This window comes from Pustulibacterium marinum (assembly GCF_900116665.1).
Lineage (GTDB): Bacteria > Bacteroidota > Bacteroidia > Flavobacteriales > Flavobacteriaceae > Pustulibacterium > Pustulibacterium marinum.
This window is the reverse complement of the sequence record NZ_FPBK01000022.1, coordinates 1-21,639: the sequence shown is the minus strand read 5'-3', so window position 1 is coordinate 21,639 and position 21,639 is coordinate 1. Positions and strand designations below refer to the sequence as shown.

The window sequence follows — 21,639 nt, the reverse complement described above, 5'->3', positions numbered from 1 at the left end:
AAATATTTACTTATGAAAGTAAATGGCATTGTGCTATTGTTGTTGTTATTAAACTATGGTTGTAATAAACCTACAGCTTTAGAAAATAGATTTTTAGGTGATTGGCAAATTATAGAATCTGTAAATATGGATCATACAATAAAGGACATCATTAATAGTACTCTTATATTGACAAAGTGGGTTTTCCTCGTAACCACCTAATTCATCTATTATCGTTTTTACATTCATAAAGTATCTATTTACATTTTTCACATTCGCTGTGCCATCAATACAAGTTCTATTGTTAATAAGTGTAAAGAAGCCACCAAGGCTAATACAAAGGATGAAGATAATTAGAGCCTTCCAAATTTATATAACTTATAATACCTCTGTTTTTTGAATAATAAATTATTCTCTCCTCATCACTGTCTGGAACATTAACACCAATAGTAATATTAAATTTATATATGATTTCATTATCAAGAGTGTCGATTCTTGAAGTCTTGGATTCTAAATGGTAGATTATTGTACTTAAATTGCACTCATTCCCTACAGAAAACAAATTATGATTACTAATTCTTTTCAACCCTATCTTCCAAACTTCATTGCATTCATCAAAAATATCATCTATCATATATACAGTATCATTAGATTCTCTTATGTAAGCTTCATAGATATCTAAACTATCCCCGTAGTGACTTATAGCATTGTAAGTATCTTTATAGAAAATATCTCCATTAAACTCCTTTAGTTCTTTTTTGATGGAAGGACTATTACTACATGAATTCAGTAATATCACAAATAGAATAATTAACCTAAAATTCATAAATTTCTATTTCTAGCGTCATTGGTACTTAAGCTTTTTTAATGTATGCATCAATTCTAACACAGAAATATTTACTATCACATCTACTACATGTTACTTTTCTATAAATAATATCATCAGTAAAATCTATATAAACAAATTTTTTCTCGTTGTAAAGAAATTGATTCACGTTATATTTATCCTCCTTTTTTAAAATATCAATAAGCTTCCAAAAATGATTATAATCAGAACCAATAGAAAAGTATATTTGATAATAATCTAAAGTTTCATTTTCAAACGCAAGAATATATTTCACTTTTGTTTTTTCATGATTGAAAAGCGATATTTTAAACTCTGTCACTAAAGTATTCCATAATGTATCCACTGTAAACTCACCTTCGTTTACTCCATGGGAATCGTGAAATTTCTCAAAAACTTTTTGCTTGTCTTCACCTAAAGATAAATCAAATCCAAATATGGGTTGTAGATAAAAGGTCTTAATTTCATTTTCATTAGTAGCTTGAGCATTTAAATTTAGAAAACTTAAAGTGCATAGAATGAAGAGGTATACGATGTGAGGTTTCATAATTTCTGATTTTAGCGTTATATGTGTGTAAAGATGTCTTTGCCAGTAGTTATTTTTTATCTCTTATTTTGTTGGTATACATAAAAAAAGCATCCAAAACTTGGATGCTTTTTTAAATCTGACACTTGATATTGAATACTAAAAATTAAATTTTCGCAGACTTTACAGTTTTCACGATTCTTGCCGCAATTTTGTACGGATCACCGTTTGAAGATGGTCTTCTGTCTTCTAACCAACCTTTCCATCCTTTTTGAACTGTCATAATTGGAATACGAATAGAAGCACCTCTATCAGAAACTCCAAATGAGAATTCGTGGATAGATTGTGTTTCGTGTTTTCCTGTTAAACGCATTTCGTTGTGCGCTCCATAAACTTCAATGTGCTCTTTCACAACTGGTCTGAAAGCTTCACAAATCTTCTCATAGGTTTCTTTAGAACCACATTCTCTTAATACAGAGTTAGAGAAGTTAGCGTGCATACCAGATCCATTCCAGTCTGTATCTCCAAGAGGTTTTGGATGCCAGTTAATAGCTAATCCATACTCTTCTCCTAATCTTTCTAAAATATAACGAGCTACCCAAATTTCGTCTCCTGCATTTTGAGCACCTTTTGCAAAACATTGGAATTCCCATTGACCTGCAGCAACCTCAGCGTTGATACCTTCAACGTTGATACCTGCTTCTAAACACATGTCTAAATGTCTTTCAACGATTTCTCTACCAAATGCATTTTTAGCACCTACAGAACAGTAGAACTGTCCTTGTGGAGTTTGATCCCTTGGGAAACCTAAAGGTAAGTTCGTGTCAACATCCCAAAGGAAATATTCTTGCTCAAAACCAAACCAGAAATCATCATCATCATCATCGATAGTTGCTCTTCCGTTACTTTCGTGTGGAGTACCATCAGAATTTAAAACTTCCGTCATTACTAGATATCCGTCTTTTCTAGCCGGATCCGGGAAAATTGCAACAGGCTTTAACAAACAGTCAGAAGAGTTTCCTTCTGCTTGTCTTGTAGAACTACCGTCAAAAGACCACATTGGGCAATCTTCTAGTTTACCGCTAAAATCTGTTTCAATTTTTGTTTTACTTCTAAGGCTTGCCGTTGGTTGATATCCATCTAACCAAATGTACTCTAGCTTCGCTCTGCTCATAGTTGAATTGTTATAGATATTGATTGAACTTAATTTTGAACTGTAAAATTAATTTTTTTTTGTATCCCCTCCTTGGGAAATGGGGGTAAATATTAAAAAATTATTAATTTTTAATGTTAGTGTAGTAAAATGAGGGGTGCAATGAAATTTTTTTAAAAAATACCTTTTCAATTTATATTTTTGCAATAATAATCAAAGATTACTAGTATGTCTTCAATCAGATTCAAAGCTTTACAAGAAATTTATAACAAAAAACCTCATTTCGTAGATAAAATTGAAAGAAGGTCTAAAATTTTTGCGGAAAATGTTTTCAATGAGACTTCCATGAGGCAATTTATGAGTGAAGCGGCTTATAAAAATATTAAGGATGCAGTCACTTTAGGTAAAAAAATTGATAGAAAACAGGCAGATCATATTGCTGTAGGTATGAAAAATTGGGCCATCTCTAAAGGAGCTACCCATTATACGCATTGGTTTCAACCCCTCACAGGGTCTACCGCAGAAAAACACGATGCATTTTTTAGCTTAACTGAAGAGGGAATTCCTGTAGAGCGTTTTGATGGTTCACAATTGGTACAGCAAGAACCTGATGCATCTAGTTTTCCAAGTGGTGGTATTCGTAATACGTTTGAAGCACGTGGTTACACAGCCTGGGATCCTTCTTCTCCGGCATTTGTATACGGGAGTACACTTTGTATTCCTACCATTTTTGTTTCGTATACCGGTGAAGCTTTAGATACCAAAACCCCCTTGTTAAGAGCATTGAGCGCTATAGATAGTGCAGCCACAGAAGTGGTGAAGTATTTTGATAAGAATGTGACCAAAGTAAATGCAACGCTTGGTTGGGAACAAGAATTCTTTTTGGTCGATAAAGGATTGGCATATTCCAGACCCGATATTTTAATGGCAGGAAGAACCATGCTGGGCCATGCACCTGCGAAAGGACAACAGCTAGATGATCATTACTTCGGAAGCATTCCTTCTCGTGTGATTGGCTTTTTAAGAGAATTGGAGATCGAATGTATGCGATTGGGAATTCCGGTAAAAACACGACATAATGAAGTAGCGCCCAATCAGTTTGAATTAGCGCCCATACATGAAGAAGCCAACCTGGCGGTAGATCACAATTCCTTGATCATGGATGTGATGGATAAAACAGCCGATAAGCATCAGTTTAAAATACTATTTCATGAAAAACCTTTTGCGGGGATCAACGGTTCCGGTAAACATAACAACTGGTCACTCACCACAGGAGCTGGTGTAAATTTGTTGAGTCCGGGAACTACTCCTATGAAAAATCTACAGTTCTTAACGTTTTTCATCAATACCATCAAAGCGGTTCATGAGAATGAAGAATTGTTAAGAGCTTCGGTAGCTTCTGCCGGAAATGACCATAGATTAGGAGCTAATGAAGCACCACCAGCCATCATTTCGGTATTTATAGGAGAACAATTAACCAAAGTGTTGGATGAGTTAGAAGGCGTTTCTAAAGGAAAACTATCTCCACAGGAGAAAACCGCATTGAAGTTGAACGTAGTAGGGAAAATTCCGGATGTGTTATTGGATAATACCGATAGAAACCGAACGTCGGCTTTTGCCTTTACCGGAAATAAATTTGAGTTTAGAGCCGTGGGAAGTAAGGCAAATTGTGGAAGTGCGATGACGGTTTTGAATACCATAGTAGCCAAGCAATTGCAAAACTTTAAAAAGGAAGTAGATGCTTTAATAGATAAAAAAGGACTGAAAAAAGACGAAGCTGTTTTTAATGTTCTTCGGGAATATATCAAGGCTTCTAAGAAAATTCGTTTTGAAGGCGATGGTTACAGTATAGATTGGGAGAACGAAGCCAAACGCCGTGGCATTAGTAACTATAAAAATACACCAGATGCGCTGAAAGTAATGAAAAGCAAGAAGGCCATTGCACTGTTTGAAGAAACCGGTGTAATGAATGAGGCAGAACTGCGAGCGCGTTTTGAGATAGAGTTGGAGGAGTATGCCAAGAAAATTCAAATAGAAAGCAGAATTTTAGGGGATATCGCCAACAATCATGTAGTGCCTACAGCCATTCGTTATCAAAATTTGTTAATTAAAAATGTACAGGGCTTAAAGGATATTTTTGGAGCTACGTTTAGAACCGTAGGCGCAGAACAATTGGACCTTATTGAACAAATAGCCAATCATATTGCCATGATCAAAAAGAAATCAGACCTCATGCGTAATGAGCGTAAGAAAGCAAACGGTATTTCGGACGCGCATAAGTTGGCAGAAGCCTATTGCTACCGCGTTAAACCGTATTTTGAAGATATTAGATACCATTGTGATAAGTTAGAGTTATTGGTAGAAGATGATATTTGGCCATTGACAAAATATAGAGAACTGTTGTTTATGCGATAAACGTAACCGAATTCTCTGCGAGGGTGTTAATTTTAATTCACAAAAGTGTAGTATTTCAAAAATATTTAAGTACATTTAAAAAGTCGTAACCAGACAGCGGATACTGAATGGGATAGTGAAATACTAACGATACAGCTCAAAAAAAGCCGGGGCCTAATCCGAATTTTTGAGCTTTTTTTATGTCTTTTTAGTAAAAACCAGTACTTACGGTTTGTGTAAAAAATAAAGGTTTCTTCTAGCTGATTTATGCTACATTTCCTTTAAGAGAGGTATTTTGATGTGATTTAAGATGTAAATTATGCATTTTGCAGCAACAAACGTTTGGTAGGAAGGAATCAAACGTTTGGTAGGAAGGAATCAAACGTTTGTTTGGAGTGGGGGAAACGTTTGTTTTGGAAGTATTTTGATAAAAAAATCCCGACCAGCGGATACTAGTCGGGATAATGAAACTACCGAAGTAGCTCAAAAAAAGCCGGGGCCTAAGCGACTTTTTGGTAGGTAAGCAGTTTCAGCATTTCGCGGATACGCTTACCCGGTTGAAACAACACTCGATTTTTGGTGACATCACTGGCTACAACATCCTCTTCATTGTCTTGTCCCTGTGCGCTGACGCTTACTTTAAAACTCCCCAGTCTTCCGAGTTTTACATGTTTCCCGTTACGAAGTTGTTTGATCACATTTCGTTCCAGGGCTGCTAGCACTGCTAAGCAGTCGGTTTCAGTTACGGTGCATTGCAGTGAAATGTCTTCTGCTAATGCTTCCAAATCGGTTTCTCCATCGGTGATGGCTGTGGCATAATACTTTGCCGGTTGGGCCAAATCTAACGGATTGATCCGTTTGACCGCTTTGATTTTAACGCTCATAAAGCTTAAAATTTAAAAATGAATACTTTTTGTTGGATACATATATACTACGCTGTGAGTACCTTGATGCTCCTTTTCAAAAATACAGTAAAATTTTAGCTACTTGATAATCAAATAACTATGAATGTTAAGTAAATGTTTTTAAACGACATGTAACTACTTGTTTATTAATCGTTTAAAAACTTATAAACAGGATTATGTTTGTAAGTATTTTTAAATCAAGTGTTTATGGTGTTGATTTTTTCGGAATTATTTATCATATTTGCGGTCAACTAAGGGCGTATTCGGTATATACCTATTTGTTTTTATTTTTTACCTGTAAATCAGGTGTTTATGAATTTTAGAAAATAGTGATGAGTCATTATTTTTTTAAGTACTTCTCTTTCCAAGTCGCTGTTTGAAAAGCCATTACATTGTTTAAAAACAGTTAAAAGTGTTCATATTACGGCTTCAATGGCATAAAATGAATGTCCTGAAATTCCATTTTTTTGGTGCAAAAATGTATTTATGTGTGCTTGATCCGTGAGTAAAAACGCTAGATTTTGATTTTTACAGATTTTTTTTGATCATTTTATCGGTGCACACGTCGTCGTTTGTTCTGTATCTTTTTTGATGGTTTTCTGTGATGGTTTTCTGTGATGGTTTTCTGTGATGGTTTTCTGTGATGGTTTCAAAAGGGTAGCGTCGAAGTGTTTTTTGGAGTATACTTCAGTGGTTATAGAACTAGAGTTGTCTACAGTATATAAAAAAAGCCCCGAAGGTAGTCGAGGCGCTAAATGTTTTCACAACGGAATAATCCTTATTGTGAATTGCTTTCAAAATTGTACTCCAAATATATAAAAAGAATTCTAAATTTTATTACGGTTAACCGTAAAGTTGTGTAAAAATTAATTCCTATATTTAGAAACGTTATAGTATTGAAAGAAAATAGCTATGAAAAAAATATTAGGATTAGACCTTGGAACCAACTCTATTGGTTGGGCGTTGATAGAACAAGATTTTGAAAATAAGCAGGGTGAAATATTAGGATTAGGAAGTAGAATAATTCCTATGAGTCAGGATGTATTAGGTGATTTTGGTAAAGGAAATTCGATTTCTCAAACTGCAGAAAGAACAGGGTATAGGGGTGTAAGAAGATTACGAGAAAGACACCTTTTAAGAAGAGAGCGTTTACATAGAGTTTTAAACATATTAAATTTTCTTCCATCTCATTATGCAAGTCAAATTGATTTTGAAAAGCGACTAGGTAAGTTTAAAGAAAATACTGAGCCTAAAATAGCTTGGAACAATATAAAAAGCGACGATGAAGAAAAGGAAACCTATGAGTTCCTATTTCAGTCTTCGTTTGAAAAGATGGTACAAGATTTTAAATCAAAGGGATATGATATAAGTATTCCTTATGATTGGACAATTTATTATTTACGTAAAAAAGCGCTTTCATATAAAATTGATAAACAAGAATTAGCGTGGATTATACTTAATTTTAATCAAAAGCGAGGTTATTATCAATTACGTGGAGAAGAAGAAGAGGAAAATCCTAATAAATGTATTGAGTTTTATTCATTGAAAGTTATTGATGTTAAGGCAGACGAAGAACCAAATAGAAAAGGAGAGGTTTGGTACTCTTTAACTTTAGAAAATGGTTGGGTATATAGAAGGTCTAGTAAAACTGATTTAGCTGATTGGAAAGATAAGGTTAAAGATTTTATCGTGACAACAGATGTTAATGATGACGGATCTGTGAAAACTAATAAAGAAGGAGAAGAAAAAAGAAGTTTTAGAGCTCCTAAAGAAGATGATTGGACTTTAATAAAAAAGAAAACAGAACAAGAGATAACTCAATCTAAAGTAACTGTTGGAACCTACATTTATGACAACTTACTTAAAAATCCTAATCAAAAGATTAAAGGACAATTAGTAAGAACTATTGAGCGGAAATACTATAAAGAAGAATTACAACAAATTTTACAAAAGCAAATAGCATTACAACCAGAGCTGTTTACAGATGAGTTATATATAGATTGTGTAAGAGAGTTGTATAAAAGCAATGAAGCTCACCAAACTCAATTAGGCAAACGAGATTTTTTACACTTATTTTTAAATGATATTATTTTCTATCAACGTCCTTTAAAAAGTCAAAAATCATCTATAGGTAAGTGTACTTTAGAGTATAGAGTTTTTAAAGATAAGGACGGGGTTGAACAGACTCAATACTTAACAACAATTCCAAAATCAAATCCTTTATACCAAGAGTTTCGTGTTTGGCAATGGTTACACAATCTTAAAATTTATCTTATAGAGGGAGATAAAGATGTTACAGAACAATTCATAAATAGTAATGTCGATGTTGAACAGCTCTTTGAGTTTCTTATGGAACAAAGGGAGGTTGACCATTTGGATATTCTAAGCTATTTTCTATTACCAATTGTAAAAAATAAATTTCCGAATGCAAAAGGTAGAGCTTTAAAAACCGAATTAGCTATAGAGGTTGCAAAGTATCGTTGGAACTATGTATACGATTCAGATAAAAATGAATCAAAAAAATATCCAATGAATGAAACCAGATATGAAATTCATAGAAGATTAAAAAAAGTTATCAATATCACGGATGATTTTCTATCACCAGACAAAGAGCAACATCTGTGGCATATCATCTATTCTGTTACAGATAAACGTGAATATGAGCGAGCATTAAAGTCGTTTAGTAAGCGGTATAATTTAGATGAAAGCTCCTTTGTAGACAATTTCATAAAATTCAAACCTTTTGATAGTGAGTACGGCCGCTATTCACTTAAAGCTATTAAAAAACTACTCCCTTTATTTAGAGTAGGGAAATACTGGTCTTGGGATGCAATAGACGAAAATACTAAAGCCAGAATTGAAAAAATTATTACCGGCGAATATGATGACACCATTAAAGATAGGGTTAGAGAGAAATCTCAAAAACTAACAAACGAAGATCATTTTCAGGGATTACAATTGTGGTTAGCTCAGTATATAGTTTATGATCGTCATTCTGAAGCCAACTCCGCAGGAAAATGGAATTCAGTGAATGATTTGGAAGAGTTTTTAAATGATTTTAAACAACATTCGTTGCGCAACCCAATAGTAGAACAAGTGGTTACAGAAACACTGAGAGTTGTAAAAGATATTTGGAAACAGTATGGAAAAGGAATCAAAGATTATTTTGATGAAATTCACGTAGAACTAGGCCGTGACATGAAGAATACAGCCGATAAGCGTAAAAAACTATCGAGTGTTATTGCTGAAAATGAAAACACAAATCTGCGTATTAAAAAGATATTAATAGAGCTTATGAGCGATAGCTCTATACAGAATGTACGCCCATATTCACCAATGCAACAAGAAGCATTGAAAATATATGAAGATGGCGTATTAAAATCTAATATTGTCATACCAGATGATATAGATAAAATCAGTAAAAAAGCAGAGCCTTCCAAAGCAGAAATTCAACGTTACAAATTGTGGTTAGAGCAAAAGTATTGTTCGCCCTATACAGGAAAACCAATACCGTTGAGTAAATTATTTACTGCTGCTTACGAAATAGAACACGTAATTCCACAAAGTAGATATTTTGACGATAGTTTTAGTAATAAAATTATTTGTGAAGCTGAGGTAAATAGTTTAAAAGATAAACAGCTAGGTTTAGAATTCATTAAAAATCATCATGGACAAAAAGTTACGACAAGTTCAGGTGAAGTAGAAATTTTATCCGAAACAGCCTATGAAGCGTTTGTAAACGAGCATTATACAAAGAACAGAGGCAAGAAAGATAAATTATTATTGGATGAGATTCCTGAGAAAATGATCTTACGTCAACTTAATGATACTCGCTACATTAGTAAATACATAGCTAATGTACTATCCAATATTGTTAGAACTGAAGATGCAGATGATGGCGTAAACTCAAAAAATATAATACCTGGAAACGGGAAAATTACTACTAAATTAAAACAAGACTGGGGATTAAATGATGTCTGGAATCAATTGATACTATCACGTTTTGAACGAATGAATCAATTAACCAAATCGGAAGAGTACACTTCTAAAAATAGCAGTGGTAAAACCATTCCAACTGTTCCTTTTGAGTACTCTAAAGGATTTCAAAAGAAAAGAATAGATCATCGTCACCACGCATTAGATGCCTTGGTAATAGCATGTGCCACACGTGATCATGTAAATTTATTAAACAATAAGCATGCACAATCAAAAGAACGGTATGACCTACAACATAAGCTAAGAAATACGGAGCAGTGGATGACTAAAAATGGAGAAACTAGAAATAAGTTTACCACGTTCAAGAAACCATGGGATAATTTTACAGCAGAAGCAAAAATTGAACTAGAGCATACAGTGGTTAGCTTTAAACAGAATTTAAGAGTAATCAATAAGGCTACAAATTATTATGAGAAAATAGTAAACGGTAAAAAGACTAAAGTAGCACAAAAGGGTGTCAATTGGGCTATTCGAAAATCTATGCATAAAGAGACAGTTTCTGGATTGGTAGATCTTCCTAGAGTAAAAGTTCCAAAAGGAAAAATATTAACTGCAACTCGTAAAAGTTTAGATGCTTCTTTTAATTCAAAGAGTATAGAGAGTATAACAGATACAGGTATTCAGATGATACTCATCAATCATCTAGAACAGTATGATGAAACCAAAGTGACAATAGCTGAAAAAGGTGTTGCCGAGAAAATTCAAAGAAGAAAACAACTTATCAAAGACAAGGTTCTTTTAGAACATCCTGAATTAGCTTTTTCTCCTGAAGGTATTGAAGATATGAACAAGAATATAGTTCAATTAAATGGTGGTAAATTTCACCAACCTATCTTAAAAGTTAGAGTTTTTGAATTAGGAAGTAAATTTAAAGTTGGTTATCAAGGAAATAAGAAAGCCAAGTATGTGGAAGCTGCTAAAGGAACTAATTTATTCTTTGCTATCTATTGGGATGAAACTAAAAATAAAAGAGTGTATGAAACCATTCCTTTAAACATTGTAATTGAAAGACAAAAGCAAGGACTAAGTTCAGTACCTGAGGCTAATGAAAAAGGTAATAAGCTCTTGTTTCATCTTTCTCCTAATGATTTGGTATATGTGCCTTCCGAAGATGAGAGTACTAGTTTAATAGATTTAAACAATTTGAGTTCTGAACAAATCAAAAGAATTTATAAAGTTGTAAGTTTTACAGGTACACAAATGTTTTGCGTAATACAAAATATGGCAACTTCAATTGTAAATAAAATGGAGTTTTCATCATTAAACAAAATGGAACGTAGTTTGGATAATACAATGATGAAAGATGTTTGTGTGAAGTTAAAGGTAGATAGATTAGGTAATATACAAAAAGCTTAGTGTTATGATCAAACGCACGCTCTTTTTTGGTAACCCAGCCTATCTCAGTACCAAAAACGAACAATTGGTAGTGAACTTTCCGGAGGACGAAAAACCTCCGGCTACCATTCCTATCGAAGATTTGGGGTTTGTGGTGCTAGAACATCCACAAATCACGGTAACCAACGGATTGCTAACCAAGTTAATCCAAAACAAAACAGCCGTGGTTACGTGCGACAAACAGCATTTACCTTGCAGTTTGCTGCAACCCTTAACAGGCCATAGCGAACAAACCGAACGCTTTCGGCAGCAACTCATTGCCAGTGTACCGCTCAAAAAGAACTTGTGGCAACAAACGGTCATGGCCAAAATCAACAACCAGGCAGCGCATTTACAAGAGCGGCAATTATATGCTAAAAAACTGTTTCGATGGGCTACCGAAGTAAAAAGTGGCGATGCAGCCAATCATGAAGCCATTGCGGCGGCTTTTTATTTTCAAAACCTATTTGCACACGTACCGGATTTCAGCCGAAATCAAAAGGGCATACCACCTAACAACCTCCTCAATTACGGCTACGCTATTTTGCGGGCCGTGACAGCCAGAGCCTTGGTAAGTACGGGCTTGTTACCCTCTTTAGGCATCTTTCACAAAAATAAATACAATGCTTTTGCCTTAGCCGATGATATCATGGAACCTTACCGCATCTATGTAGATGCGTTGGTGTACGAAATAGTGCAAAGTGGAGAAGAGGTAACCGAATTAACCAAATCTTTAAAAGCAGATTTGTTAAGCATCCCGGCCATGGATGTTAGTATCGACGGAAAAAAGAGTCCGTTAATGGTTGCTATGAGTAGAACAACCAATTCGTTGTATGAGTGTTTTCTGGGAAGTAGCAGAAAAGTGTTGTATCCGGACTATGGAAATTAACGAACATCAAACGTATGATACAAGAACAGCATTTATCACGTTTAAATCAATATCGTTGTATGTGGGTATTAGTGTTTTTTGACTTACCAACCGAAACTAAGATAGATCGGAAACGCGCTACTCGGTTTCGAAAAGAATTATTAGACGACGGATTTAATATGTTTCAGTTTTCTATTTACATGCGATTTTGTGCCAGTAGAGAAAACGCAGAGGTTCACATCAAACGCGTAAAGCGTTCCCTTCCCAAACACGGTAAAGTAGGCGTGATGCAAATAACCGACAAACAATTTGGAATGATAGAATTGTTTCACGGTCAAAAAGAAATAGCTCCAGAAACACCTAACCAACAATTAGAACTATTTTAGGAATATAAATCTGAGTTTGTGCTAACGAAGTCCGCTTTAAACAACTAGATTTTTTAATTTCTAATAGATAAGGTATTCATCAGAATACCAGTCTGATAGCGACGGTATCCTGTGAATCCTAAATAAAAATACAATTTTGAGAGCAATTCACAACTTAGTTATAATATTCGACGTAAGCAAGAACCTGTGAATCCTAAATAAAAATACAATTTTGAGAGCAATTCACAACTTTAGGCTAAGTGTAACAGTGTTATCTTTTCCTGTGAATCCTAAATAAAAATACAATTTTGAGAGCAATTCACAACACTGTATGCCAGACGGTGAAGGTGAAGAAGCCTGTGAATCCTAAATAAAAATACAATTTTGAGAGCAATTCACAACTGTACAACTTAACGTACCAATTCGTTTTTTCCTGTGAATCCTAGTTAAAAGTACAATTATTCATATCATTTTTATTGGTTTTTAGAGGAATTCATGATTACTTCGCAATTCTGAAACTGATTTTATGAGGTTCAGCGACTCCAAAAGAGCAATAAAAATTGGAGCTAAAGCAATTCACAACCTTAAGTTTTTATATTTTTGTAATGTCAGGCTCGCGAGCCGGGCAAAGCTCAGCTGATGGATAAGCAATTATTTATCAGCTGTTCGATTTTTAATGGAATTTATGATTACTTCGCAATTCTGAAACCGATTTTATGAGGTTCAGCGACTCCAAAAGAGCAATAAAAATTGGAGCTAAAGCAATTCACAACCTTAAGTTTTATATTTTTGTAATGTCAGGCTTGCGAGCCGGGCAAAGCTCAGCTGATGGATAAGCAATTATTTATCAGCTGTTCGGTTTTAATAGAATCATGATTGCTTCGCAATTCTGAAACCGATTTTAAGAGGTTTATTTGATTTAAAAATGAACCATCTAAAGGTAACAGTAGCATATTGAACAAGATAAAACATAAAAGCCAATTCATAAGAACTGGCTATTACGAGGAAGCTTGAGATTGCTCCCGCGCTTCGTTGTAAAAGTATAAATTATGATCTCATTATTTATACTTTTTTAAAAAAATAATAACATTATTCCGTCATGGTCACGTGGAAGGTAAACGTAGCAGTAACACTGTTCCCATTTTCCGGAGTGTAGACCAACGCTTGTTTAATGGTATACGTGGTACCTGCAAGTGCGTGGGTAGGATATTGCCCTACAGAAAAGCTGAGGGCTGCCTCGTCAAATTCTGAAAATAAAACGGCGCTTTCGCCCCAACCAATGACATCTCCATTGGCATCAAACCAATGCCCATACCCATTGGCGGTATATTCTTCAGATAGGTTTCCGTCACTTTCCTCTGCATAGAATACAATGTTGGTCCCTATCAAACTAGAAATTTCTGATGGTTGTAGTACAAATGCTGTTGCTAGTTGCGCTGTAGGGATGTTTTGTGTAATGCTGGTATAGTTGGTATCATCTGCAGTAAGTGCTATATCAAAAGTGAAATCAACATCTTCAGGTGTTTCATCACCATTAAATACAACATAACCGCTTACGTTGGTGTTGGTAAAACTTACTGTGTAGGGCCATTGATCATCGTTAGAAGGTTCGTCGTCCCAAGGATGCTCAGCGTAGGTAGTGGGAGCTCCTGTAACCACCAAATAAAGATCCGCGGCATTTTCAGGAACTTCAAAAGTAGCGGTTGAGGTGCTTGTGCTTCCGGTTTGCATGTCGCTATACACTCGGGTTCCGTTTTCTAAAAGTGCTACAAATCCATAACGCCAACCAGCTCTTGAAGGATCGGCTACCGTATTGTAGCCTGCTTCATTTATAAGTCCGGTAAATGCTACCGAAATGGTTGTATTGTTTTCCGGTAAAGAAAGAGGCACTACATTGTAGCCTGCTGTTTGTGGTGTGGTAGCGTAGGAAGAGCGTAAAGTTCCACCTTCTAAGGCATCAAATTGATATGCAAACTGGTGTTGATAGTCTTCTCCGTACGTTCTGATAGCATTATAATCTAAATCCCAGGTAGCAAATTTGCTGGCTGCATCATAAATTTCGTCGTTGAAAGTGGTATTGTCTATCCCTGTTAAACGTTGGTATGCTTCGATAGGATCTTCCGGTTGTTGTGCTTCTCGCCAAACCTGACCGATGATTTCCTTTCCGTGAATATCTGACCAATAATTCAGTAACCAGTAGCTGGCATATCGGTAGTCTTCATGTAGCGGATGCTTAAAGTAATTAGCAAAATAGTCGTCTAGATAATAGGTAGTAAAGGCTTCCTCCTGATATGTTTGAAATGATTGCCATTGCGCTGTTTGTTCCCAAAAGGTATTCCCGCCGTTACCCCCAAAGCCATATCTAAATCCGCTTCCGCCACCCAGATCGGCAAAAACCTGGTATTGAAAAGAATGACCTATCTCGTGTGCAATGGTACTACCAACAGGTTGACATGTACTAGGATTTACCCATAAAGCACCAATAACATCATCGTATCCTGATCCTGTAGCGAGCCATTCATCTTGATAATATAGAAAGATCATCATTTTATAGGTGTCTAGTTGAGAATAGCCTAATCCGGTTTGCGCAAATAAGAGTTCGTCTACGTTAAGCGCATAGAATGCTTCCGCTTTACTCAAAAGATCGTCGATATCCACTCTGTACGTTGCGGGAATTTCAGCATCGTTTGGGTCGTTTGTGCCATACGCTGTATCCCAAAAAACAATAAAATGGTCTGATTCTCTACTACGTTCAAAAGACCACGTACTTGAGTTGTTGTTATAATCCATGTCTCCAAACTCTAGAGGTTTGTAAATGGCTAATTCGGAAACAACAACTGGAGTTTCTTCTTCCGGTATGGGATCCGTATCGTCATCGCAACTGAACAAATTACCGATACAGAAAATGGCTATCAGTAGTTTTATAACCGCTGTAGCCGGGTGCGTGAAATGGTGTTTCATAAGTTGAAAGTGTTTGTGATGTATGACGAATTTAAGCCATTAACAGCTTTCAATTTTATAGTATGTTAGCTTTTTTTGATGAAAAATTAGCGAGCTAAAACATTTTAGGAGTTGTTAAAAAGCTATTTTTTACCATAAAATGTTGCTAGTGAATAAATATGCTATGAAGCGCCAAGGATAGAAAGCAAAAACTCCGACCATGTCGGTAGTCGGAGTTTCTTTAATGAAGTATCCCCAATCGGGAAATCTCTCTACTTGTTTAGCAACTGCTCTAAACAAGAACCCACGTAGTTTTTCTTTCTATCTATATTCTCCACGTGAGTGCTTGTCAAGTGATGTTGAGATCACTTTAAGTACAACACAAGTATCAATAACACTTCAAACTCTATCAGTATGTAAATCTTTTTGAGAAGCCTACTTTTATACAGTTTGATAAATGATAAAAATACTAATTGAAAGTGCTTTGAATATTACCTAATTTTTACCCAATAGTTATGTTTTTGAAGATTTGATTTTGAACTTAACTCGCAGGTAAAATAAATTTAATATTGCAGTAATTTTAGGAATGTAAAAAAGCCATAAGAGACTTATGGCTTTTATTGTTTTTATGTTGTTTTACAGATTATGCTAATGCTTCTTTCAAAGCTTTTGCAGCAGCAGCAGGATCTTCAGCACCATAAATAGCACCACCAGCTACGGCAACTACAGCTCCAGATTTCTTAACGTCTGCAATGCTGTTGATGTTGACACCACCTGCTATAGATACCGGTACACCTGCATTAGTTGCTTCGTCAATTAATACTTGGATAGAGTAGCCGTCTTTAGCTTGCTCATCTAAACCAGCATGTAATTCTACAAACTCAACACCTAGTTTAGAAACTTCTTGTGCACGCTTCACACGGTCTGCAACGCCAATAGTATCTACTACTACAGCACGGTTGTATTCTTTAGCTTTTGCTACAGCTCCGGCAATAGTTGCATCATCCACAGCTCCTAAGATGGTGATATAATCTGCACCAGCTTTGAAAGCCATTTCTGCTTCTAAAGCACCTGCGTCTGCAGTTTTAAAATCAGCGAAAACTTTTTTGTCTGGGAAAGCCTCTTTCATAGCGGTAATAACGCTTAATCCTTCACTTTTGATAAGGGGAGTACCCAGTTCAATAATATCAATATAAGGAGCTACTTTAGTTGCTAATGCAATAGCATCTTCGGTAGTTAATAAATCGATTGCTACTTGTAATTTAGCCATAATAATCAGTGTTTAAAAATGTATATTCAACTTAATTTTATCTTGTATTTATTCCATGTTGGCATGGCGCTTCCATAATTCCTCTCTGCTAACACCAGCATCTTGCCATAAGTGTTGTATGATAGCATCGAAGATCAAAAGGAACGATTGCTCAAACAAGCTTCCCGCATATTGGTGCGATACAGCTTCTTTTAATTCTTGTTTTCCTGCAGCAGGAATCTGTACTGTATGCGTAGCAAGTTGTGCTAAAGGCGATTCGGTATTGGTGGTAAAGCAAACAATAGCAGCACCGCTTTTTTGTGCAGTTTGGGCAGCTTTTACAATGTTTCCTGTGGTACCCGAACCAGATCCGGCAATCAATAGATCACCTTCGCCAATGGCAGGAGTAGTAGTTTCGCCTACCACATGCACCTGAAATCCTAAATGCATCAATCGCATTGCGGCCGCTTTTATCATAAATCCGGTACGGCCTGCGCCCAACAAGAAAATACTTTTTGCATTTTTGATAGCATTGATCACTTCCGGAACGTTGTCAAAACTTAGCTGATTGTACATTAACTGATGCTCATCTAAAATCATCTCTAAAGCATCCTGAACTGCTTCTGCTGTTGTAGGGGTTTCTGTATAGTTCATAGCATTTAGTTGTTTACAGGGCAAAACTAGGAGGGAATGTTGGCGCTATTTGTATACAATCTGATAGTTGTGTGGTACAATTTGCTCAGAGCGCTACAACTTGTGGTGTTATTTGGTAGCTTTGTGGTACATTATGGAAATAGAGGTGTTTCCTACTGAAAAATGAATAGAGAAAATGACGCTACAGAACAAAGTTTTATACATTAGAAATTTAGATAATTGTCCGCCTGCTTATTTGGAAGATCCGGCGCGAAAGGAGTTTTTCGAAATCGTATGGTTACGCAACGAAGAGGCTTTGCATGAGCTTCAACATAGTTTTCAAACTTTGAAAGGTGATTGGATATATCTGATTCCGCCGTATCGGGTTCATCAATTGAACAAAGCAGGAAAAAACGGAGTGCTTATCTCTTTTAAACGTGAATTATTAGAAGGAGATTTAAAAGAATTTCTGTTAGATGTGTTCCGAATGTTTAACATTCAGGGCGAATTCTCTTGTTTGCAGGTGAATGAAGAAACATCTGAAAGCTTGGCGCAGGTATTCCAACTTTTGATGGATGAGTATGAGAAAGAAGACATGCAATTGATTATGATAAAAGCCTTGTTGAAAGTGTTTTTATTGAAGTTGATTCAGTTAAAAGAAGAGCATTTTACCAAGCAAGACATTAATGAAAAGCGCGTGTATGAGTTTATGCTGTTGTTAGAAACCAATTATATGGAAGAGCGTACCGCAGACTTTTATGCCGGAAAATTAGGATTGAGTGCCAAACGTTTGAATCAGATTTTAAAAGAGAAACTGAACAAAACGGCGGTGCAATTGATTCATGATAGGGTAGTGCTAGAGGCGAAAAGACAAATTATTCACAGTGAAAACACCATTAAGGAAATTGCGTTTAATTTAGGCTTTAAAGACCGCTCGTATTTCAGCAGATTCTTTAAACAACATTCAGGGCAAACGCCTCAGGAATTCCAAACCGATGTAAAACATCATGTAGCTGTACACGACAATACCCTCATCAATTCCTAAATATTAACAATCCGAAAGCATCACAGCAACGGCCAAACCACCTTCAGAAGTTTCTTTGTATTTGGTATTCATGTCTTTGGCGGTTTCCCACATGGTATTCACCACTTTGTCTAACGGTACTTTGGTATTCAACGGATCGGTATCTATAGCCAATTCGGCTGCGTTAATCGCCTTGATAGCACCCATGGCATTTCGCTCTATACAAGGTACTTGCACAAGGCCGCCAATAGGATCGCAGGTAAGACCTAAATGGTGTTCCATAGCAATTTCGGCCGCTACTAAAACCTGTTCAGGCGTACCGCCCATAAGTTCGGTGAGTGCCCCGGCAGCCATGGCAGACGATACGCCGATCTCGGCCTGGCAACCGCCCATAGCTGCAGAGATGGTAGCACCTTTTTTAAAAATACTTCCGATTTCTCCCGCGACTAAAAAGAATTGTCTGATGTGGTGGAACTTAGCTTTGTGATTTTCAATAGTTAAATAGTACATAAGTACTGCTGGAATAACGCCGGCACTTCCGTTGGTAGGGGCTGTAACCACTCTCCCCAAAGAAGCATTTACTTCGTTTACAGAAAGCGCAAAACAGCTCACCCATTTTAGAATCTGACGAAATTTAACTTCGGTATTTCTAATGGCATTCAACCAACTTTCCGGATCTGTATATGAAACATCCCCGATGAGGTTTTTGTGGGTATCAAAGGCACGTCTGCGAACGTTCAATCCGCCCGGTAAAACACCTTCGGTATGGCATCCGGTATACATACAGTTGAGCATTACATCCCAAATACGTTGTAATCCGGCGTCAATAGCTTCTGGTTCGCGCAGTGATAATTCGTTTTCCCAAACCAATTCCGAAATGCTTTTGCCCTCTTGTTTACAAGCGGCCAACAACTCCGTACCATTTTGTACCGGATATGGAAACGACTTAAATAAAGCTTTGTTTTCTTTAGAATTACTACGTTCTTCCTTTACAACGAATCCGCCACCAATAGAGTAGAAGGTTTCTTCTAAGAATTCTCCGGTTTTTAAGGTTGCTTGAAATCGAATTCCATTAGAATGAAACGGAAGAAATTCTCGGTTAAAAATTATATCATTTTCAGCATTAAAAGCAATTGTATGTGTGCCTCCTAAAGGAAGTTGTTTGTTGTTTTGTATAGTTTCAATAATGGTAGGAATTGCTTCGGTAGGCATGGTTTCCGGATCTTGTCCGCATAAGCCTAGCATGGCCGCTATATCGGTAGCATGCCCTTTTCCGGTAAGTGATAAAGAACCATATAATAAAACCTGAACACTGGAAACTTTATGAAAATAATGGTCTTCTTTGAGTTCTTCTAACCAACGTTCTGCTGCTCGCCAGGGACCTAATGTATGGGAACTCGAAGGCCCAACGCCAATTTTCAACATATCAAAAACGCTAATACACTCCATAAAATTCTTTTGATTTCTGTCTAATGGCAAAGATACATTTAGTTTGTAATTGGCAAGGATAAGTCATTGTTTGGTTTCCGTGAATTTATTTTATATAACATTTCTGAATGGGCTTGTGGTAATACTTTATTTCATCTTATCAAGGTTTATGGGTTTAAAATTCGACAGAATGAAAGTAAAATCTTAATTTTATGGAAAACTAATGTTATGGGGAAGATTTTGACATTGTTGTGTATGGGTGTTTTTTGGATGTACGCTAATCCAATTTTTGCACAAGACATTCAAGGAGTAGTCCTAAATGTACTTACAGACAAACCAGTTGCCGATGTGTACATATTTTCGGAAGGAGATAAATTAGTTGCTAGCACAAATGCTGATGGAGAGTTTCAACTATTGAGTAGTTTAGGCTTAAAAAATAGAAGTCAGCTTATTTTTTCTCATGTGGGATTTGAAGATTATAAAGTTGATTTTAAAGATTTACAGGAACAAACAGTAATTTATTTAAAACAGATAGAGGAACAATTGGATGAAGTTACCTTAAATGGAAAGCGAAAATTACATTCAAGAGTTCAGTATACAGAAATAGCTTCACTAAAAGACAGGTTGTTTGATTTTGGGGCGGTGCTTCAAGGCAATAAAATTTATGTAGATGGAGGAAATCTTTCTAAGGAAAATAATGCCTTCATAAGTGGAGATTTTAATAATGGAAATGTAGGAAGTAGTACTACAATGCAGGAACAACTGCGGTCGGCAGAGATAAGAAGTTATTTCTTTAAGGAATATTCAGATGTGATGCATGTATATGATATTGAGAATAATTCTTGGGCAACCTTAGATAAAAAATTTAGGAAGCGGGCGTATCATCAAATGTTGAGTTACAAGAATAATTTGTATATGCTTGGTGGTAGGTTTTATTCAAAAAATCATCGGTTTGAATATTTAGATAACATGACAGAGGTTTTCAATATAGCAAAAGATACCGTGATACTTGACAACACAAATCCTCATGAAGCTACTAGATTTGGAGCTATTAATTTCAAAGGAAATTTTGTGCTGTTTGGAGGTTCTGTAAAGCAACACAAAAATGGGAGTGTAGAATATTCTAAAGAGGTTCATCTTTTTGATGCAACTAGCGGTTATTGGTATGCTTTAAAAGATATGCCCGATGCAAAAGAAGTAAACGCTGTGTTGGTTGGAGATAAGGTGTATTTAATTGGAGGTTTTGACGGGAAGGAACTTAAATCAATCCAAACATTTGATTTAAAATCTGGCGAGTGGGCAAATGAGGGATCTTTGAGAACGGCTATGGAATATCCTGCATTAGCAGTACTGGGAAACTCCATCTATATGTTTGAAAATGGAATATTGGCATCCTATAATATAAATACCAAAAGTCTCAAAGAATATTACATCAACTTGCAATTATATGGCTCTCATATGTTTATTTATAATAACGACTTATACATTATTGGAGGGCAGTATAGAAATAGAGGTGTAGCTTTACCTACATCTAAATGTTATAAACTCTCTTTACGGCAATTGGAAAACACCAAAGTGATTCATATGAATACGTTGTAAAATAAAAGAAGCCGCTTTAAGCGGCTTCTTTTATTCTAGGCGGGTAAATACCCCGAGGCTTGCCTCGCGTGAAAAAAATAGTAATCTTTGAGCGTGAGCTCAAGTAGACATTTTCATAAAAGTCATAATGTGTCTTTGTTATTATACCATTTGGTATGTTCAACGAAGTATCGTCGATTGGTATTGAGTCCAAAAGTTGATCGAATATTAAAAAGAACTTGTATCGAAATTGAGGATAGATATGAAATTCACTTTTTGGAAATAGGTTCAGACAAGAATCACGTTCATTTTCTGTTACAGAGTGTTCCAACCTACAGTCCAACAAAGATTGCCAGAACAATTAAAAGTATCACTGCCCGTGA

General features: G+C 35.9%; 15 protein-coding genes. 7 read left to right on the top strand and 8 right to left on the bottom strand.

Translation table 11 applies throughout. The features are described 5' to 3' along the window. Positions 1–310: 310 nt before the first annotated feature. The 3 genes from BM383_RS17870 to BM383_RS17860 form a co-directional block, all read right to left on the bottom strand. On the bottom strand, positions 311–805 hold the full coding sequence (locus BM383_RS17870) for a hypothetical protein (RefSeq protein ID WP_143106466.1): 495 nt from the start codon (positions 803–805) through the stop codon (positions 311–313). A gap of 28 nt (positions 806–833) precedes the next feature. Beyond that, the gene (locus BM383_RS17865) at positions 834–1,370 is read right to left on the bottom strand and encodes a hypothetical protein (RefSeq protein WP_093026523.1); all 537 of its coding nucleotides are present in this window, start codon (positions 1,368–1,370) and stop codon (positions 834–836) included. Between the two features lie 145 nt (positions 1,371–1,515). Further along, the gene (locus tag BM383_RS17860) at positions 1,516–2,523 is read right to left on the bottom strand and encodes a glutamine synthetase beta-grasp domain-containing protein (protein ID WP_093026522.1); all 1,008 of its coding nucleotides are present in this window, start codon (positions 2,521–2,523) and stop codon (positions 1,516–1,518) included. Positions 2,524–2,730: 207 nt separating this feature from the next. Here BM383_RS17860 and BM383_RS17855 point away from each other — a divergent pair, with 207 nt between their 5' ends. Then, on the top strand, positions 2,731–4,917 hold the full coding sequence (locus BM383_RS17855) for a glutamine synthetase III family protein (RefSeq protein ID WP_093026521.1): 2,187 nt from the start codon (positions 2,731–2,733) through the stop codon (positions 4,915–4,917). A gap of 479 nt (positions 4,918–5,396) precedes the next feature. On the opposite strand, the gene BM383_RS17850 is transcribed toward BM383_RS17855, so the two are convergent. Then, a complete protein-coding gene (locus tag BM383_RS17850; protein WP_093026520.1) occupies positions 5,397–5,780 on the bottom strand; it encodes an HU family DNA-binding protein in 384 nt (127 codons plus the stop codon). 933 nt (positions 5,781–6,713) lie between these two features. On the opposite strand from BM383_RS17850, the gene cas9 reads away from it, so the two are divergent. Genes cas9 through cas2 form a run of 3 tightly spaced genes read left to right on the top strand, consistent with a single transcriptional unit; the run spans position 6,714 to position 12,425 of the window. Further along, positions 6,714–11,153: a type II CRISPR RNA-guided endonuclease Cas9 gene (gene cas9 / locus BM383_RS17845; protein ID WP_093026519.1), complete on the top strand. Its 4,440-nt coding sequence runs from the start codon at positions 6,714–6,716 to the stop codon at positions 11,151–11,153. Positions 11,154–11,157: 4 nt separating this feature from the next. Next, the gene (gene cas1, locus BM383_RS17840; RefSeq protein WP_093026518.1) at positions 11,158–12,060 is read left to right on the top strand and encodes a type II CRISPR-associated endonuclease Cas1; all 903 of its coding nucleotides are present in this window, start codon (positions 11,158–11,160) and stop codon (positions 12,058–12,060) included. A 14-nt stretch (positions 12,061–12,074) separates the two neighbouring features. Next, positions 12,075–12,425 carry a CRISPR-associated endonuclease Cas2 gene (gene cas2 / locus BM383_RS17835; protein ID WP_245766620.1) on the top strand — a complete coding sequence of 117 codons (351 nt, stop codon included), beginning with the start codon at positions 12,075–12,077 and terminating at the stop codon, positions 12,423–12,425. Between the two features lie 1,068 nt (positions 12,426–13,493). Here the strand turns inward: cas2 and BM383_RS17830 are convergent. The 3 genes from BM383_RS17830 to hxlB all read right to left on the bottom strand — a co-directional run bounded on the left by BM383_RS17830 (position 13,494) and on the right by hxlB (position 17,247). Then, positions 13,494–15,365, bottom strand: coding sequence for a DUF4859 domain-containing protein (locus BM383_RS17830; protein WP_245766619.1), 1,872 nt, complete (start codon positions 15,363–15,365; stop codon positions 13,494–13,496). A gap of 622 nt (positions 15,366–15,987) precedes the next feature. Beyond that, positions 15,988–16,614, bottom strand: a complete 627-nt coding sequence (gene hxlA, locus BM383_RS17825) for a 3-hexulose-6-phosphate synthase (RefSeq protein ID WP_093026516.1) — start codon at positions 16,612–16,614, stop codon at positions 15,988–15,990. 48 nt (positions 16,615–16,662) lie between these two features. Beyond that, positions 16,663–17,247, bottom strand: a complete 585-nt coding sequence (hxlB, locus tag BM383_RS17820; protein WP_093026515.1) for a 6-phospho-3-hexuloisomerase — start codon at positions 17,245–17,247, stop codon at positions 16,663–16,665. Positions 17,248–17,422: 175 nt separating this feature from the next. On the opposite strand from hxlB, the gene BM383_RS17815 reads away from it, so the two are divergent. Further along, positions 17,423–18,271: a helix-turn-helix domain-containing protein gene (locus tag BM383_RS17815; RefSeq protein WP_093026514.1), complete on the top strand. Its 849-nt coding sequence runs from the start codon at positions 17,423–17,425 to the stop codon at positions 18,269–18,271. A gap of 3 nt (positions 18,272–18,274) precedes the next feature. On the opposite strand, the gene BM383_RS17810 is transcribed toward BM383_RS17815, so the two are convergent. Further along, positions 18,275–19,699 carry an L-serine ammonia-lyase gene (locus tag BM383_RS17810; protein WP_093026513.1) on the bottom strand — a complete coding sequence of 475 codons (1,425 nt, stop codon included), beginning with the start codon at positions 19,697–19,699 and terminating at the stop codon, positions 18,275–18,277. A gap of 207 nt (positions 19,700–19,906) precedes the next feature. Between BM383_RS17810 and BM383_RS17805 the strand changes: the two genes are divergently transcribed. Both BM383_RS17805 and tnpA read left to right on the top strand, forming a co-directional pair. Further along, positions 19,907–21,277, top strand: coding sequence for a Kelch repeat-containing protein (locus BM383_RS17805; RefSeq protein ID WP_143106465.1), 1,371 nt, complete (start codon positions 19,907–19,909; stop codon positions 21,275–21,277). Between the two features lie 93 nt (positions 21,278–21,370). Further along, the coding region (tnpA, locus tag BM383_RS17800) for an IS200/IS605 family transposase (protein WP_245766608.1) at positions 21,371–21,639 on the top strand (269 nt) is incomplete at its 3' end.

Bases quoted from the DNA above. Each gene is read 5' to 3' on its own strand.
- BM383_RS17805 (WP_143106465.1), top strand. From the start codon at position 19,907: ATGGGGAAGATTTTGACATTGTTGTGTATGGGTGTTTTTTGGATGTAC.
- BM383_RS17850 (WP_093026520.1), bottom strand. From the start codon at position 5,780: ATGAGCGTTAAAATCAAAGCGGTCAAACGGATCAATCCGTTAGATTTG.
- BM383_RS17830 (WP_245766619.1), bottom strand. From the start codon at position 15,365: ATGAAACACCATTTCACGCACCCGGCTACAGCGGTTATAAAACTACTG.
- hxlB (WP_093026515.1), bottom strand. From the start codon at position 17,247: ATGAACTATACAGAAACCCCTACAACAGCAGAAGCAGTTCAGGATGCT.
- cas1 (WP_093026518.1), top strand. From the start codon at position 11,158: ATGATCAAACGCACGCTCTTTTTTGGTAACCCAGCCTATCTCAGTACC.
- BM383_RS17870 (WP_143106466.1), bottom strand. From the start codon at position 805: ATGAATTTTAGGTTAATTATTCTATTTGTGATATTACTGAATTCATGT.
- BM383_RS17865 (WP_093026523.1), bottom strand. From the start codon at position 1,370: ATGAAACCTCACATCGTATACCTCTTCATTCTATGCACTTTAAGTTTT.
- BM383_RS17860 (WP_093026522.1), bottom strand. From the start codon at position 2,523: ATGAGCAGAGCGAAGCTAGAGTACATTTGGTTAGATGGATATCAACCA.
- BM383_RS17855 (WP_093026521.1), top strand. From the start codon at position 2,731: ATGTCTTCAATCAGATTCAAAGCTTTACAAGAAATTTATAACAAAAAA.
- cas9 (WP_093026519.1), top strand. From the start codon at position 6,714: ATGAAAAAAATATTAGGATTAGACCTTGGAACCAACTCTATTGGTTGG.
- hxlA (WP_093026516.1), bottom strand. From the start codon at position 16,614: ATGGCTAAATTACAAGTAGCAATCGATTTATTAACTACCGAAGATGCT.
- BM383_RS17810 (WP_093026513.1), bottom strand. From the start codon at position 19,699: ATGGAGTGTATTAGCGTTTTTGATATGTTGAAAATTGGCGTTGGGCCT.
- cas2 (WP_245766620.1), top strand. From the start codon at position 12,075: ATGATACAAGAACAGCATTTATCACGTTTAAATCAATATCGTTGTATG.
- BM383_RS17815 (WP_093026514.1), top strand. From the start codon at position 17,423: ATGACGCTACAGAACAAAGTTTTATACATTAGAAATTTAGATAATTGT.